Genomic DNA, 14,537 nt, shown 5'->3' with positions numbered 1-14,537 from the left:
CATGGGGTTACGGCGGTTATAGCGGCAGGGAAACACCCGGTTACTTTCCGAACCCGGAAGTTAAGCCTGCCAGCGCCGATGGTACTGCACCGGGGACGGTGTGGGAGAGTAGGACACCGCCGGACAAACTTTGAAAAGGGGCCACCCCGCACGGGGTGGCCCCTTTTTTGTTGCCGTGCTGCCGCGGTGGCACGTCCCATCCTCGGCTCGCGTCTACGGAATCGACGGCGAAGGGCAGGACCCTACGGTGAGCCGTGAATCGTCGCCGGCTGAGGTGACCACGGAGCGAATGATCCGAGTTCCCGCAGGGAGGATTCTCCTTCGGGATGAGGGGACGCGGACGAGCTGGGTGGGCGCGGTCGGGGATTTCCTGTTGGCGCCCTTTCCGGTGACCCGGGAGCTGTATGGATCCGTCACCGATGAGGCCGTGGTGAGCTCGGCTGGATCACTGACGCCGATGACCGATGTGTCCTGGATCGACGCCGTCCGGTTCTGCAATCGCCTCTCAGAGGCGGTGGGGCTGGCTCCTTGCTATGCGATCGGGGACGACCCCAACGCGCAGGACGTGGTCTGCGACTGGGACGCGGACGGATACCGCCTGCCGTCCGAGGCGGAGTGGGAATACGCGTGCCGGGCCGGGACGACCGGGGTGCGGTACGGGGACCTCGACGAGATCGCCTGGCACAGGGAGAACTCCGGCGGACGGGTGCACGAGGTCGGGACCAGGAAGCCGAACGCGTGGGGCCTGTACGACATGATCGGCAACGTGTGGGAATGGTGCTGGGACGTCTACGACGCAAGTGTCTACGGTCCCTACCGCGTGTTCCGGGGCGGAGGAGCGCATGATCTGCCCCGGGGATGCCGGGCGTCCTGCCGCCGCAAGAGCCACCCGACGTTCCGCATCGACGACCTCGGCTTCCGCCTCGCGAGATCCGTCTGAGCCGCGGTTCGTCTGAGCCGCGTTCGTCCGAGCCGACGAACGCGGCCCAAACGTCGGCGCCCGCGGCCCGCAATGCGGATGACCGCGTTTCAGGCCGGTGACCGCGTTTCAGGCGGTGCGACCGCGGCCTCCAGCAGGGGTTCGATGCGGAAGGGGATCTGGGTCGACAGGGCGATCGTCGTGTCGGTGCGCTGGATGGCGGGGGAGGCGAGGATCCGGGCGATGATTTCCTGAAGATGCGGGGTGCTGCGGGCGACCACGCGGCACAGCAGGTCGGCCTGGCCGCTGGTGCCGTAGACCTCGAGGATCTCCGGGACGCCGTCCAGCCACCGCACGGCCTCGGTCAGTTTGCCCTGAGCGATCTGCAGGGAGGCGAAGGCGAGGATGGGGTAGCCGATCTGCTCTGTCGTGATCGTCGGGCCGAAGTCGCTGATGACGCCGCGGGCGGTGAGCTTGTCCAGCCGCGACTGCACGGTGCCGCGGGCCACGCCGAGCAGGCGGGCCAGTTCGGTGAGCCCGATCCGGGGGTTGGCCCGCATGGTGGTCAGCAGGCGGCTGTCGAGCGCGTCGAGCATGCGCCGAGGGTACGCCCGGACTGAGCGAATCGACCAGTGCGCTGGCCCGAAAAAACGCCGATTTGAGCGTTTCGCACACCTCAGCTGATCACTCTTGCCAGCTAAGCGGTTACTTGCTGTCATATCGGAGTATGTTCGAAGAAGCGCAGTATTTCGCCCCGGTGGCGACGAAGGATGACGGATCCGTCGTCGTCGAGCTGGCCACGAGCCACCCCGGTTTCGCGGACGCCGTCTACCGTCAGCGCCGCAACGCGATCGCGGCGCTGGCGCTCGTGCACAAGCCGGGTGACCCCATCCCTACGGCCGAGTACACCGACGAGGAGCACCATGTGTGGGCGCTCGTCACCAAGGAACTGGCGATCAAGCATCAGAAGTACGCGGTGCGCGAGTTCCTCGAGGCGACGGCGCGGCTCGGCCTGCCGGAGGACCGCATCCCGCAGCTCCAGGAGGTCGGCGACCTTCTGGAGCCGCTGACCGGTTTCCGCTACCTGCCCGCCGCCGGGCTGGTCCCGCTCCGCGAGTTCTACGGCGTCCTGGCCGACGGCCTGTTCCACTCCACCCAGTACATCCGGCACCATTCCGTGCCGTTCTACACTCCTGAGCCGGATGTCATCCACGAGGTGATCGGGCACGCCAACACGCTGGCGTCACCCCGGTTCGCCGCGCTGTACCGGGCCGCCGGCCGGGCGGCCCGCCGGGTGGAGACCGACGAGGCGCTGGAGTTCGTGTCCAAGGTGTTCTGGTTCACCCTGGAGTTCGGCGTCATGCGGGAGGACGGCGAACTCAGGGCGTACGGCGCGGGGATCCTCAGCTCGTACGGCGAGATCGAGGAGTTCCGCGGAATGGACATCCGCCCGCTCGACCTCGCCGCGATGGGGACCACCCACTACGACATCACGAAGTATCAGGAGGTCCTCTTCGAGGCGGCCTCGTTCGACCACCTCGAAGACACGGTCGGGACGTTCTGGGACACCTGCGACGACGACACGATCGCCCGGCTCCTCGCGGCGCCCCCCGCCTGAGCGGGTTCGCGCGTACCCCGGTCCGGCACGTGCCCGGTTCGGCGCCTCCCCCGCCTGATCGGGCTCAGCGCGCGCCGACGATCAACAGGGCGTCGCCGACTCCCCGCTCGGCGCCGTCGGACGGATGGTTGACCACCTTCTTGCCGAGGACCATGGTGCTCGACCCGCCGCCGTCCAGGTTGACCGCGTCGCGCGCGCCGAGCCAGCGCATGAGCGCGGCCGCCTCGAAGAACGACGCGCCGATCGTGCTGCCCGGCCGGCGGCCGTCGACGACCGCGATGACGAGCTTGCCGTCGCGGGTGACGCCGGCGAGCGTGCGCGGATGGCGCCGCAGGATCATGTTGGTGTTGGCCATGCCGTCCCGCGACGCGGTGATCGAGGTCCTGCCGTTCCGGAGCAGGCCGATCGCGCCGCCGATGATGTTGGTCTCCGGGGTCAGCGGGATGGCCTTGTTCGTCCGCAGGTCGGTGACCCGGGTCGTGACCGTGATGGTCGTGCCCTCGCCCGCGCGCTGCGACAGCCAGTCGGCGGCGGCTCCGACGGCGTGCAGCACGCGGGTCCCCGGTGCCACGGGACCGCCGGACGCGCGGACGGCGGTCACCCTGCCGGACGCGTCGAGGACCACCTCGATCCCGTCGTCCTGCGGGGTGTCCCGCCCGAGTTCCTCGGTGTACATGACCAGTTCGTCCGGCTTCGGCACCCGGTTGATGCCGGTCACCTCGGCCGTGGTCCCGTCGGCCGCATGGGCGACCACCGTGGACGACAGCTCGGTGACGCGCGCAGTACGGCCCCGCAGGACCAGGCCCACGCGGCCGGCGACGGCCTCGCTGAGCAGCTTGCCGCGGACGACGGAGATGCCCGTCGGGTCGCCGCGGAAGGCGGGCAGCGTGTGGATGTCGAAGAAACCGCCGTTCACGGCGGCGAGCGCCCCGGCGGCGGAGGCCATGGCCGAGACCTTCTCACGCTTGGCGACGCTCGTGCCCAGCGACGCCTCGAAGGAGCCGCGGAACTTCCGCGGGTCGACCACGATGACCCGCATATCCCAGGGGCCGGTGGTGACGAAGCCGTCGTCGCCCTGGAAGTCGACCTTCGCGCTCACCCCGGCGTCCTTGAGTTGCTTGACGACCTCGGCCGCCGCGGCCTTCTGGTCGAGCGGCCAGTTGCCCACCCGCACCATGAAGTAGTCGCCGGCGGGGTGGTCGGCGACGGCGGGCCTGGTGAACTTGACGATGAGGGGCTCGAGGCCCGCCGCCTGCACGGCCGTCGCCTGGGCCTGTGCCTTGGCTTCGGACATGAAGTCCTTGCCCGCGAGGACGACGCTGACCGTGTATCCCTCCTGCGGATTGCCGTGCCTGAGGGTGAAGTAGCTGACGCCGGGGGCCAGGCTCTTGGCCGCCGACTTCGGGATCCCGGGCTCACCGAGGGGAAAGGTCGTCGTCGGCAGTCCGGCGACGGGCTCGGCGGTGGCCGGTGCCGAAGAGATGGTCGTCGTCAGGGCCAGCGCGGCGGCCCCGACGATTAGGCGGCGTTTCATGCGATTGCTCCCGCTCGGTGATCCTTGCGGGACTATCGTGGCGACGATTGCGTACGAAGACGACGGAAACCCGCTAAAGCGCATGAATTTCCCAGACGACTTCGGCAGCTCTCATATGTCGAATCGGACATTCATGCATATAAGTGCATCAAGGGGTGTTGGCGTCGATTTCCCGCGCTCGCTGCACGAACTCCTGCGCGGACCGGGCCTCGATGTGAACGAGCAGCCCATCGCGCCGCCGGGACATGCCCCAGTAGTGCGTGGTGGCCTCGCCCCACCAGATGGTCCATTTGGGGAAACGCGCGGACAGGGCCCGGACCACGACCGTCGGGCTGATTTTGGGTTCGCTCATCGTGGGCACGTTTCGAGGTAAGCACGATTCAGCCCGTGAGTGCGAGCATACGAAGAGTAGTCGGGTGCGGTAGACCTTACACCCGGGACGACATACCTACCTTCTGGGTGTCGGCAAGTCCGCGAGGAGCCGCCCAGCGAGCGCCTTAACGGGTCAAATCGTCTGCCCCGGCCATCGACTCGGCTATGCGGAGAGCTCGTTCAGGTGGTCTCGCGGCGGAAGGTCTCCAGAGCCAGCAGCGCGACGTGCAGCGACAGGCACGACTCGACGTCGTCGAGGTCGGTGTCGAGGACGCGTTCGAGCCGCCGCAGGCGGTCGTAGAAGGCGGGGCGGGACAGATGGGCCTTCTGTGCGGCCACCGCCTTGTTGCGTCCCGCGTCGAGATAGATGCGCAGGATCCTGGTCAGGTCGCCGTGCCGCTGGGCGTCGTAGGCCAGCAGGGACCCCAGCTCGCGCTCGGCGAAGGTCTGCAGCCGGGCGTCGTCGCGCAGCAGGTGCAGCAGGCCGCGCAGCCGCAGGTCGGGGAGCCGGTAGAACGGCCGGCCGTCGGGCTGGCGCACGGCCACCTCCGCCACCTGCTCGGCCTCCAGGAAGCTCCGCCGTACGTCCTTGATGGACTCGACGACCGAGCCGGCCGCGAGCACGAACGGCGTGGCGAAGTTCGCCCGCAGGCGCTCGGCCAGCGCGTCGAGCGCCGTCTCCGCGGCCATGCGGGGCGGCAGCGGCAGCAGCACTCCGACGCGGCTCTGGTCCAGCGCCCCGATCAGTGCGGGCAGTTTGGCCTCGCGGCAGGCGGCGGCGCAGGCCTCAGCGAGCTCGCCCAGCCTGGCCTGCTCGCCCAGCGCGGTGCCGGCGGGCGCGGTCAGCCGGATGACGGCGCTCACGAGCCTGCGGCCGGTGAGCGGGACGCCGACGGCGCGGGCGCGGGCGGCGGCCTCGTCGGGGTCGGCGTACGCGTGGGTGAGGATGCCGTTCAGTATGGTCCCGTGCGCCTGCCGCTCCAGGGACTCCTGGTGCCGCTCCAGCAGGCGGCTGAGCGCGAGCGTGGTCGCCGCGCGTTCGGCCAGCACGATGTCACGGGGGCTGGGCGGGCCGTCGCACAGCAGGATGAGCCGTCCCCAGTCCTGGCCACGGGCGCCGACCATGGTCACCAGCCACCCGGAGGCGGCGTCGTAGGCGGTCCGCTCGGCCGGCATCACCGCGCGCGACCTGGTCTCCCAGTTGGCCAGCACGGTTCCGGTGTCGCCTCCGGCGGCGTCGCACGCCAGGACCTGGTGGGCGAGGTTCTCCAGCAGCGCCGGGCGGCCGGAGAACCGGGTGACCTGGTTGAGCACCTCCGCCGGGGACGCGCCCTCGACCGACAGCTCGGTGAACACCTCGTGCAGTTGCTCGGAGGCCCGCAGCTCCTGGAGCTGGATGTCGATGATCCGCGCGTGGACCGACTCGGTGATCTGCACGAAGGGCGTCTCGCGGGCCAGCGTGATCAGGGGCAGCCCATGCTCCTCCGCCGCCTTCACCACTGGCCTCGGCAGCTCGCGGACGAACCTGCGGCCGAGCTCCACGATCAGGCCCGAGGCGCCGACCGCGGCCAGCTCGCAGATGTAGTCGGCCAGCTTGTCGGGTTCGCTCGGCAGCGCCACACCCGTCGTGAGGACCAGCTCGCCGCCGCGTAAAAGGTGGGCGATGTCGTGCACCTCGCCCACGTGGACCCACCGGACCCTGGTGTCGAGCCGGTCGCCGCCCGCCACCACCCGGGGGCTGCCGCGCCGGACGGTGTCCAGCGCGAGCACGTCGGCGACCGTGGGGAGCATGCTCAGAGGCTACCTGATCATTATGTAAGGATGACCCCCCAGTAGCTGACACATTGAGGGCCTGATCTCAGCGCAGGCGCGTGCCGAGGCCCTCCAGAAGAGCCGTCAGCCCGAATTCGAAGGCGAGCCGCCGGGCCACGAGGGGGTCGAAGTTCTCGCTCGCGTAGGACCGGTAGCGCTCCAGCAGGTTGGGCCGGTCGGCCGCCACCTTCATCACGATCGGGTCCACGGCGGCCTGCATCTCCGCGAGGCTCTGGCCCGTGGCCTCCACCGCACTGAGGAAGGCGACCTCGGGAATCGTGCCGCCCAGCGTGTACGACACCACGGCCGTCATGGCGTAATCCACGTCGATCCCCTCGAAACCGGCGCGGGCGAACGCCCCCATCAGCCGGTCGGACGCGGTGAGCGCGTTCGGCCCGAGCGCGGGGACCACGCCGATGAGGCCCGCGCTCCAGGGATGCCCGAGGACCGCCTGGCGCATGCTGTAGGCGAACACCCGTGCCGTCTCCCGCCAGTCGGCGCCCTCGGGCAGCACGACGGTCGCGTAGACCTCGTCCATCACGAGCTCGATCAGCTCGTCCTTGTTCGCCACGTGCCAGTAGAGGCTGGTCGCACCCGCCCCGAGCCGGGCGCCGAGCTTGCGCATGCTGAGGGCGTCGAGGCCCTCGGCGTCGAGCAGCTCCACGGCCGCCCGGACGATCTGGTCACGGCTGAGGCCCTGCTCACGCGCTCCCTTGCGCTCGCGGGTCCAGACCGAGGAGAACGGCTTCGCTGACACGGCCTCACAATATTCGCTCGCACAGTGTTCGACTCAGTCGTACAGTGTCCGACAGTACTCGCACACTGTTCGAGGTGACTCTCATGTCTCATCCCCGACGCTGGTGGATCCTCGGCGTCCTCTGCCTGAGCCTGCTGACCCTGGTCGTGGACAACACCGTCCTCAACCTGGCGATCCCGTCGCTCATGCGCGACCTCGGCGCCACGCCGTCCGACGTGCAGTGGATCATCGACGCGTACGTGCTGGTGTTCGCGGGCCTGCTGCTCACCGCGGGCAGCCTGTCCGACCGGTACGGCAGGCGGCGGATGCTCGTGATCGGCCTGGCGTTCTTCGGCGGGGCCTCCCTGGCGGCCACGCTCGCCACCGAACCCTGGCAGCTCATCGCCGCCCGCGCGCTGATGGGCGTCGGCGGCTCCTGCGTGATGCCGTCGACGCTGTCGATCCTGATCACCGTGTTCGACGAGAGCGAGCGGCGCAAGGCCATCGCCGCCTGGAGTTCGGTCGCCATGGTCGGTGTCATCGCCGGTCCGACGATCGGCGGGTTCCTGCTCCGGCACTACTACTGGGGGTCGGTCTTCCTGATCAACGTGCCGATCGCGGTGCTGGCGATCTTCGCGGCCTTCGCGCTCATGCCCGAGACGTACGGCGAGGCGCGGCGGGCCGACCCGCTCGGCGTGATCCTGTCCACGGCCGGGATGGGCGGGCTGGTCTGGGCCGTCATCTCGGCGCCCGGCGGGCACTTCAACCCCCTGACCGTGGCGGTCTCGGCGGCCGCGCTGCTGGCGTTCGTGCTGTGGGAGCGCCGCAACGCCCACCCCATGCTGCCGCTCGGCCTGTTCCGCGACCGCTCGTTCAGCGGCGCGTGTTTTTCCATCGTGCTGCTGTCGTTCGGCGCGGGCGCGCTGATGCTGGCCATCACGCAGTATCTGCAGTTCGTCCTCGGCTACGACCCGGTGAAGGCCGGTTTCGCCCTGCTGCCGTACGTGGTGGCCGCGATGGTGTTCAACGGCCTCGGCGCGGCGCTCGGCAAGAAGGTGAGCAACCGGACGCTGATCGTCACCGGCCTGGTCGTCATGGCCGCCGGGTTCGTGCTGCTGTCCACGCTCACCGGCGGATACGGCACGCTGATCGCCGGCCTGATGGTCATGGGAGTGGGCGGCGGCCTGGCCGGTCCCGCGTCGTACGCCACGCTGATGGGGGCGGTGCCGCCCGAGCGCGCCGGGGTCGGCTCCGCGCTCAACGACACGGTGCAGCAGGTCGGCATGGCGCTCAGCGTGGCCGTCCTCGGCAGCGTGCTCGCCGGCGCGTACACCGCGGCCATGCCGGAGTCGGCGCCGCCGGCGGCGCGCGAGTCGATCGGCGTCGCGGTGAACCTCGGCGACGCCGCCGTGGCCGCCGCCGGACGCGAGGCGTTCGTGTCGGCGATGTCCGTCGGCTCGTGGCTGGGCGCGGGCTGCTCGCTCGCGGCGGCCCTGGTCGCGCTGCTGGTCCTGCGCCGGAAGGCCGCCGGCGCGGCTCCCGCGACGGAGACCGCGGCACCCACCACTGTGTAAGCGAACTTCGCAAGATCCCAGACAGGCTGACGGGTGAGCCGGTCACCCGTCAGCCGGGATACTTCAGAGCATGTCGGACCTTCTCGCACGCCATCGCGCGGTCATGCCGAACTGGATGGCCCTGTACTACAACGAGCCCATCGAGATCGTCGGCGGCAAGGGGAATCGCGTCGTCGACGCGAACGGTAAGAGCTATCTCGACTTCTTCGCCGGGATCCTGACCAACATGATCGGGTACGACGTGCCCGAGGTGCGGGAGGCCGTCGAGCGCCAGCTCGCCACCGGCGTCGTCCACACCTCGACGTTGTATCTCATCCGCGGCCAGGTCGAGCTGGCCGAGAAGATCGCCCGGCTGTCCGGCATCCCGGACGCGAAGGTCTTCTTCACCAACTCCGGCACCGAGGCCAACGAGACGGCCCTGCTGCTGGCCACCTACGCCCGCGGGTCCGACCAGGTGCTCGCCATGCGGCAGAGCTACCACGGCCGATCCTTCGGCGCGGTCAGCGTGACCTCCAACCGGTCGTGGAAGAACAACTCGCTGTCGCCGCTCAACGTGCACTTCCTGCACGGCGCCGACAAGCACCTGGCGCAGTTCCGCGGCATGTCGGACGCCGACTACATCGCCGCCTGCGTGGACGACCTGCGTCACGTGCTCGCCACCGCCGTCACCAAGGACGTCGCCGCCCTCATCGCCGAGCCGATCCAGGGCGTGGGCGGCTTCACGATGGCCCCCGACGGGCTGTTCGCGGCGTACAAGGAGGTCCTCGACGAGGAGGGCATCCTGCTCATCTCCGACGAGGTGCAGACCGGCTGGGGCCGTACGGGCTCGGCGTTCTTCGGGATCCAGAACCACGGCGTGACGCCGGACATGATGACCTTCGCCAAGGGGCTCGGCAACGGCTTCGCGGTCGGCGGCGTCGTGGCGCGCGGCGACCTCATGGACGGCCCGCACGCCGCCGGTGTGGCCACGTTCGGCGGCAACCCGATCTCGATGGCGGCGGCCAACGCCACCCTCGACTACGTGCTCGACCACGACCTGCAGGCCAACGCCGCGAGGACCGGCGAGATCATCATCGGCGGGCTGCGCGAGGCGGCCGGCCGGCTGCCCGTCGTCGGCGACGTACGCGGCAAGGGGCTGATGTTCGCCGTCGAACTGGTCGACCCCGCCACCAAGGCGCCCGCCCCGGCGCTCGCCGCCCGCTTCCTGGAGGAGACCAGGAAGCTCGGCCTGCTCGTCGGCAAGGGCGGGTTGTACGGCAACACGCTGCGGATGGCGCCGCCGCTCACCCTCACCGAGGACGAGGCCCGCGAGGGCCTGGGCATCCTCGTCACCGCTCTGGAGGCCGTCAACGATGAAGCGCGTTAACCACTGGATCGGCGGCGAGGTCGTCGAGGGCGCCGGCCCTACGGCGGAGGTGTTCGACCCCGCCACCGGCGAGGTGAGCGGGCAGGTGGCGCTCGCCTCGGCCGAGGAGGTCGACGCGGCGGTCGAGGCGGCCGCGCGGGCCTTCCCCGCCTGGCGCGACGCCTCACTCATCAAGCGCACCCAGATCCTGTTCCGGTTCCGCGAGCTGCTCGACGCGCACCGCGACGACCTGGCCGCGCTGATCACCGCCGAGCACGGCAAGGTGCACTCCGACGCGCTCGGCGAGGTGGCCCGCGGACTGGAGGTCGTGGAGTTCGCCTGCGGCATCCCCCACCTGCTCAAGGGCGGCTACTCGGAGAACGTCTCGACCCGGGTCGACTCCTACTCGATCCGCCAGCCGCTCGGCGTGGTGGCGGGCATCACGCCGTTCAACTTCCCGGCGATGGTCCCGATGTGGATGTTCCCCGTGGCCATCGCCTGCGGGAACACCTTCGTGCTCAAGCCCTCCGAGCGCGACCCCTCCGCGTCCCTGCTGCTCGCGGAGCTGTGGCGGCGGGCGGGCCTGCCGGACGGCGTGTTCAACGTCGTCCAGGGTGACAAGGTGGCGGTGGACCGGCTGCTGGAGCACCCGGCCGTACGGGCCGTGTCGTTCGTCGGCTCCACGCCGATCGCGCGGTACGTGTACGAGACCGGCACGGCCCACGGCAAGCGGGTGCAGGCGCTCGGCGGGGCCAAGAACCACATGCTCGTGCTGCCCGACGCCGACCTCGACCTGGTCGCCGACTCGGCCGTCTCGGCGGGCTTCGGCTCGGCGGGGGAGCGGTGCATGGCGATCTCCGTGGTGCTGGCGGTCGACCCGATCGGCGACGAGCTGGTCGAGAAGATCGTGTCGCGGGTGCGCGACCTCGAGATCGGCCCGGGGAACGACCCCGAGTCGCAGATGGGCCCGCTCGTCACCGCCGCCCACCGCGACAAGGTGGCGTCCTACCTCGACCTCGGCGTCGAGGAGGGGGCCAAGCTCGTGGTCGACGGCCGGGAGACGCCGGTGCGCGGCGGACGGGAAGACGGCTTCTGGCTCGGTCCCACCGTCCTCGACCACGTGCCGCCGAACTCCCGCGTCCACCGTGAGGAGATCTTCGGCCCGGTGCTGTCGATCGTGCGCGTCCGCTCGTACGAGGAGGGCCTGGAGCTGATCAACACCGGTGAGTACGGCAACGGCACGGCGATCTTCACCAACGACGGCGGCGCGGCCCGGCGCTTCCAGAACGAGGTCGAGGTCGGCATGATCGGCGTCAACGTGCCGATCCCGGTGCCGATGGCCTTCTACAGCTTCGGCGGCTGGAAGGCCTCGCTGTTCGGCGACACGCACGTGCACGGCACCGAGGGGGTCCACTTCTACACCAGGGGCAAGGTCGTCACCTCGCGGTGGCTCGATCCCTCCCATGGCGGCGTGAACCTGGGCTTCCCCACCAACGCCTGACGCGGCGGGCGGCGCCCCGGACCGGCAGGGCTTAGTAGGCTCGGGGCGTCCGTCTTCTCTCACGGGGGTCGTGCGTGCGCCGTACACATCTGGCCGGGACGGTCGCGGCCGCGGGCCTGCTCGCGGCCGCCTGCGGCGGCGGGCCCGTGCCCGAGACGGAGGTGGCGACGCCGGGCACCTCGGCGGTCGCGGCGACCGCGTCCCGCAGCGCCGGTCCGTCCTCCGCCGGCCCCACGCCCACCCCCGCCGCGTCCCTCGGGCCGGGCGAGGGGACGCTCAGCGTGGTCGCGATCGACGGGTACGCCGAGTGGGGCGGCGTCGATCCCAAGGTCAAGTGGGTCGGCACGTTCGAGAAGGAGACGGGCTGCAAGGTCAGCCTGCGCTACTACGACCCCCGCCAGGAGGAGAAACCGGGCGACTTCCCGCCGTCGTCGTTCGACGTGATCTCGGCGACGCCCGAGGTGGGCGGCCGGCTGATGAACGAGGGCAGGGCCGCCCCGCTCAACACCGCTCTGCTGCAGGGCTACGACAAGATCCCCAAGCGGCTGCGGACGCTGCCGTCGGTCACCCGGGACGAGCGGGTGTACGGCGTGCCGTACGTCTGGGCGACCAACGAGGTCCTCTACGACACCGGCAAGGTCAGTCCCGACGGCCCGGAGTCGCTCTTCGCGGACAAGGGCCCGGTGCTGCTGCGGGACCGCCCGCTGTCGCTCGCCGACGCCGCGCTGGTGCTCAAGGCCGGAGGCGGGGACGTCGGCGCGGACATCAAGGACCCGTTCGACCTCACCGACGCCCAACTCGACGCCGCCGCCGAGCTGGTCTCTTCCGGCGCGGCCGGCCGCCGCGTCTTCTGGCGTGATCCCGTCGAGGTCGTCCAGGCCTTCGCGACCGGGTCCGCACGGCTCGCGCAGGCCACGCCGTACCACCTGGACGTGCTCAGGCGGGGGCACAAGCCGGTCAGGGCCCTGACGGACCGGCCGGTGACCGGCTGGGCCGACGCGTGGATGATGTCGGCCCGGGCCCCGCATCCGTCGTGCGCGTACAAGTGGCTGGACTTCACCATGTCGGCGGACGTGCAGCGCAAGGTGTCCGCCTGGACGGGCCTCGCCCCGGCCAACCCGGGGGCGTGCACCGGCGCGGCCCGCCGGATCTGCCTGGACTACCGCGTCGGCACCGCCCGCGCGTTCCGGGGCGTCTACTTCGCGGTGCGGCCCGAGGCGTACGACAAGTGGGTGGAGCGCTGGTCGCGCGTCGTGTCCTGACGGGCGGCGCCCGGCCGGACCGGTGCACGTTGACGCAGGTCAGCGCCCGGCCCCGCCGCTGAGGGATTCGTGCGTCCCGGCGTCCCGGGGCGCGCGCTTGGGGAAGAGGGTGTAGGCGACCGGCCAGAACACCAGCCAGACCACCATGACGAACGTCAGGCGGCCGGCCCACTCCAGCAGCGCGGCCGAGCGGTCGAGGTCGCCGACGAGCGCGACGCCGGCCAGCAGCAGCCCGCAGGCGACGGCCCAGCCGATCGCGCCCTTGCCCCAGGCGCGCCATTCGTACCGGGCCCGCTCCCTGCCGTAACGCTTGCGCCGGTCGGGCGGCGGCCCTCCGGCGAAGCGGTGGGCGAACCTGGCGTCGGCCCACCGCACCATGTCGTGCCCGAAGGCGACGCTGAACCCCAGGTAGGCCGCGGCCAGCCCGTGCGTGAGCTCCGCCCGGCCGCCGTCGCGGAGGTCGACGACGCTCGCCACGAGGAGGACCAGGTCGACGACGGGAACGGCGAGCAGCAGCAGGCCGCCGAGCCGCTGCCGGCGCAGGAGGTATCGGACGGCGAGGCCCGCGACCAGGAGTACCCAGAACGCCACCTCGCAGGCGACGATCAGTCCGAACAGCATGCCGGCTCCTTTTTTCGCACCGTGTGCTACGAAGGTTTCTCACACATTGTGCTATAAAAAATGGCGGGTCGCGTGGCTGGAGGAGCTGTGCCGAAGATCGTGGATCGCCGGGTGCGGCGTGAGGAGATCGCCGAGGCGCTGTGGCGGGTCGTGCGCAGGGACGGCGTCGGCGCCGCCACCGTCCGCAGCATCGCCGCGGAGGCCGGCTGGTCCCCGAGCGCGCTGCGGCACTACTTCTCGACCCAGGCGGAGCTGCTCGCCTTCGCGATGGAGCACGTCATCGCGCGGGTCCGCGCGCGCATCGCGAGCACCGTCTTCGACGGACCCGTCCGCGTCGCCGTACGCCGCCTGCTCGAGGAACTGCTGCCGATGGACCCGGAACGGCGCGCGGAGGCCGAGGTCTGGCTGCAGCTGACCGCGCGGGCCCAGGGCGACCCGGTCGCCGCCGACTGGTTGCGCCACGCGGACGACGGTCTGGTGGAGGCGACGACCTCGGCCGTCCGCGCGCTCGCCGCGGAGGGGGAGCTCGCCGGGCATCGGGACGCCGAGTTCGAGGCGGTGCGGCTGCGTGCCCTCATCGACGGCCTGACCGTGCACGTCCTGGCCAGGCCGGAGTCGATGCCGCCCGAGCGCGTCAGCGCGGTGCTGGCCGCCCACCTGGAGGATCTGGCGACCTGAGATCGGGCTCCGTCAAGGGCGGGGGGAGACAGGCGAGCGCGGCCCGGTGCGCGCGGCCGGAGCCGGCGGCGGCGCGCCGCGTAATCCGTCCGCCCGCAGGGTGCGGTGATCTCGAAGGTGGGAGGTCTCGGGAACAGGGGCAGCCCTGGGTCAGGACATGGCCGCCCGGGAGCGGCGGGGCAGCGGCACCTTGCCCTCGGGGGCGGGCAGCAGGGCCTCGGCGCAGTCGTCGCAGGCGTGGACGGGGGCGTTGTCGGGCAGCATCCCGACCTTGACCCGGGGGCGGGGCCACTTCTTGTGGCAGACCACGCAGGCGTCGCCGTCGCGCTGCGTGGTGGTGAGGCCGGCAGGGTCGAACGTCAGCATGAGCCGCTCGGCGCCGTTCGGGTTCCAGCCCATCAAAGTCCCCCCTCGATCGCCTATCGGAACCGTTATAACGCGGTTACCCTTCGTGATCGGCGCGAGTCGGGCCAAGCGATGGTTAAATCGAGGCATAACGCAAGCCGTACAACAACAAAAGGGACACCTCGGAACAGACCGGGTGCCCCTTTTGATGTTGTTTAAA

Annotated in this window: 14 protein-coding genes and 1 rRNA gene; 8 read left to right on the top strand and 7 right to left on the bottom strand. The window is 70.7% G+C overall.

Annotation, left to right across the window (positions count from 1 at the left end):
• The first annotated feature begins 8 nt into the window (after nt 1-8).
• Both rrf and HHX30_RS38825 read left to right on the top strand, forming a co-directional pair.
• Nucleotides 9-125: ribosomal RNA gene (rrf, locus tag HHX30_RS38830) — 5S ribosomal RNA — on the top strand.
• A 164-nt stretch (nt 126-289) separates the two neighbouring features.
• The gene (locus HHX30_RS38825; RefSeq protein WP_169988940.1) at nt 290-940 is read left to right on the top strand and encodes an SUMF1/EgtB/PvdO family nonheme iron enzyme; all 651 of its coding nucleotides are present in this window, start codon (nt 290-292) and stop codon (nt 938-940) included.
• Between the two features lie 89 nt (nt 941-1,029).
• Here HHX30_RS38825 and HHX30_RS38820 read toward each other — a convergent pair whose 3' ends face one another.
• Entirely contained in the window at nt 1,030-1,515 is a 486-nt protein-coding gene (locus tag HHX30_RS38820; RefSeq protein ID WP_169988939.1) for an Lrp/AsnC family transcriptional regulator, read from the bottom strand.
• Nucleotides 1,516-1,646: 131 nt separating this feature from the next.
• On the opposite strand from HHX30_RS38820, the gene HHX30_RS38815 reads away from it, so the two are divergent.
• Nucleotides 1,647-2,537 (top strand): phenylalanine 4-monooxygenase, encoded by an 891-nt coding sequence (locus HHX30_RS38815; protein WP_169988938.1) that lies wholly within the window; start codon nt 1,647-1,649, stop codon nt 2,535-2,537.
• A 64-nt stretch (nt 2,538-2,601) separates the two neighbouring features.
• Here HHX30_RS38815 and HHX30_RS38810 read toward each other — a convergent pair whose 3' ends face one another.
• The 4 genes from HHX30_RS38810 to HHX30_RS38795 all read right to left on the bottom strand — a co-directional run bounded on the left by HHX30_RS38810 (nt 2,602) and on the right by HHX30_RS38795 (nt 7,012).
• Complete coding sequence (locus tag HHX30_RS38810; protein WP_169988937.1) at nt 2,602-4,071, bottom strand: phosphodiester glycosidase family protein; 1,470 nt, start codon at nt 4,069-4,071, stop codon at nt 2,602-2,604.
• A gap of 148 nt (nt 4,072-4,219) precedes the next feature.
• Nucleotides 4,220-4,423, bottom strand: coding sequence for a hypothetical protein (locus HHX30_RS38805; protein WP_169988936.1), 204 nt, complete (start codon nt 4,421-4,423; stop codon nt 4,220-4,222).
• Nucleotides 4,424-4,623: 200 nt separating this feature from the next.
• A complete protein-coding gene (locus HHX30_RS38800) occupies nt 4,624-6,234 on the bottom strand; it encodes a PucR family transcriptional regulator ligand-binding domain-containing protein (protein ID WP_169988935.1) in 1,611 nt (536 codons plus the stop codon).
• 67 nt (nt 6,235-6,301) lie between these two features.
• Nucleotides 6,302-7,012 carry a TetR/AcrR family transcriptional regulator C-terminal domain-containing protein gene (locus HHX30_RS38795; protein ID WP_169988934.1) on the bottom strand — a complete coding sequence of 237 codons (711 nt, stop codon included), beginning with the start codon at nt 7,010-7,012 and terminating at the stop codon, nt 6,302-6,304.
• An 83-nt stretch (nt 7,013-7,095) separates the two neighbouring features.
• On the opposite strand from HHX30_RS38795, the gene HHX30_RS38790 reads away from it, so the two are divergent.
• From HHX30_RS38790 to HHX30_RS38775, 4 genes are all read left to right on the top strand, one after another.
• Nucleotides 7,096-8,565 (top strand): MFS transporter, encoded by a 1,470-nt coding sequence (locus HHX30_RS38790; protein ID WP_169988933.1) that lies wholly within the window; start codon nt 7,096-7,098, stop codon nt 8,563-8,565.
• A gap of 70 nt (nt 8,566-8,635) precedes the next feature.
• Nucleotides 8,636-9,931 carry an aspartate aminotransferase family protein gene (locus HHX30_RS38785; RefSeq protein ID WP_169988932.1) on the top strand — a complete coding sequence of 432 codons (1,296 nt, stop codon included), beginning with the start codon at nt 8,636-8,638 and terminating at the stop codon, nt 9,929-9,931.
• Nucleotides 9,918-11,411 carry a CoA-acylating methylmalonate-semialdehyde dehydrogenase gene (locus HHX30_RS38780; RefSeq protein WP_169988931.1) on the top strand — a complete coding sequence of 498 codons (1,494 nt, stop codon included), beginning with the start codon at nt 9,918-9,920 and terminating at the stop codon, nt 11,409-11,411. The genes HHX30_RS38785 and HHX30_RS38780 overlap by 14 nt, the downstream gene beginning before the upstream one ends.
• 74 nt (nt 11,412-11,485) lie before the next feature.
• Nucleotides 11,486-12,673, top strand: a complete 1,188-nt coding sequence (locus HHX30_RS38775) for an extracellular solute-binding protein (RefSeq protein ID WP_169988930.1) — start codon at nt 11,486-11,488, stop codon at nt 12,671-12,673.
• A 39-nt stretch (nt 12,674-12,712) separates the two neighbouring features.
• On the opposite strand, the gene HHX30_RS38770 is transcribed toward HHX30_RS38775, so the two are convergent.
• Nucleotides 12,713-13,294: a hypothetical protein gene (locus HHX30_RS38770; RefSeq protein ID WP_169988929.1), complete on the bottom strand. Its 582-nt coding sequence runs from the start codon at nt 13,292-13,294 to the stop codon at nt 12,713-12,715.
• Between the two features lie 87 nt (nt 13,295-13,381).
• On the opposite strand from HHX30_RS38770, the gene HHX30_RS38765 reads away from it, so the two are divergent.
• Nucleotides 13,382-13,972: a TetR/AcrR family transcriptional regulator gene (locus HHX30_RS38765; RefSeq protein ID WP_169988928.1), complete on the top strand. Its 591-nt coding sequence runs from the start codon at nt 13,382-13,384 to the stop codon at nt 13,970-13,972.
• A gap of 150 nt (nt 13,973-14,122) precedes the next feature.
• On the opposite strand, the gene HHX30_RS38760 is transcribed toward HHX30_RS38765, so the two are convergent.
• Nucleotides 14,123-14,371 carry a hypothetical protein gene (locus HHX30_RS38760; RefSeq protein WP_139576006.1) on the bottom strand — a complete coding sequence of 83 codons (249 nt, stop codon included), beginning with the start codon at nt 14,369-14,371 and terminating at the stop codon, nt 14,123-14,125.
• Nucleotides 14,372-14,537 lie beyond the last annotated feature (166 nt).

It is taken from the genome of Microbispora sp. H10836 (genome assembly GCF_012999525.1).
Lineage (GTDB): Bacteria > Actinomycetota > Actinomycetes > Streptosporangiales > Streptosporangiaceae > Microbispora.
Note: the sequence above shows the minus strand (reverse complement) of the source record. Positions and strands in the feature narration are given on the sequence as shown.

What these genes read in the sequence shown, in the direction of transcription:
- HHX30_RS38815 (WP_169988938.1), top strand. Translation starts at nt 1,647, where the DNA reads ATGTTCGAAGAAGCGCAGTATTTCGCCCCGGTGGCGACGAAGGATGAC.
- HHX30_RS38785 (WP_169988932.1), top strand. Translation starts at nt 8,636, where the DNA reads ATGTCGGACCTTCTCGCACGCCATCGCGCGGTCATGCCGAACTGGATG.
- HHX30_RS38780 (WP_169988931.1), top strand. Translation starts at nt 9,918, where the DNA reads ATGAAGCGCGTTAACCACTGGATCGGCGGCGAGGTCGTCGAGGGCGCC.
- HHX30_RS38770 (WP_169988929.1), bottom strand. Translation starts at nt 13,294, where the DNA reads ATGCTGTTCGGACTGATCGTCGCCTGCGAGGTGGCGTTCTGGGTACTC.
- HHX30_RS38820 (WP_169988939.1), bottom strand. Translation starts at nt 1,515, where the DNA reads ATGCTCGACGCGCTCGACAGCCGCCTGCTGACCACCATGCGGGCCAAC.
- HHX30_RS38810 (WP_169988937.1), bottom strand. Translation starts at nt 4,071, where the DNA reads ATGAAACGCCGCCTAATCGTCGGGGCCGCCGCGCTGGCCCTGACGACG.
- HHX30_RS38790 (WP_169988933.1), top strand. Translation starts at nt 7,096, where the DNA reads ATGTCTCATCCCCGACGCTGGTGGATCCTCGGCGTCCTCTGCCTGAGC.
- HHX30_RS38805 (WP_169988936.1), bottom strand. Translation starts at nt 4,423, where the DNA reads ATGAGCGAACCCAAAATCAGCCCGACGGTCGTGGTCCGGGCCCTGTCC.
- HHX30_RS38760 (WP_139576006.1), bottom strand. Translation starts at nt 14,371, where the DNA reads ATGGGCTGGAACCCGAACGGCGCCGAGCGGCTCATGCTGACGTTCGAC.
- HHX30_RS38800 (WP_169988935.1), bottom strand. Translation starts at nt 6,234, where the DNA reads ATGCTCCCCACGGTCGCCGACGTGCTCGCGCTGGACACCGTCCGGCGC.
- HHX30_RS38825 (WP_169988940.1), top strand. Translation starts at nt 290, where the DNA reads ATGATCCGAGTTCCCGCAGGGAGGATTCTCCTTCGGGATGAGGGGACG.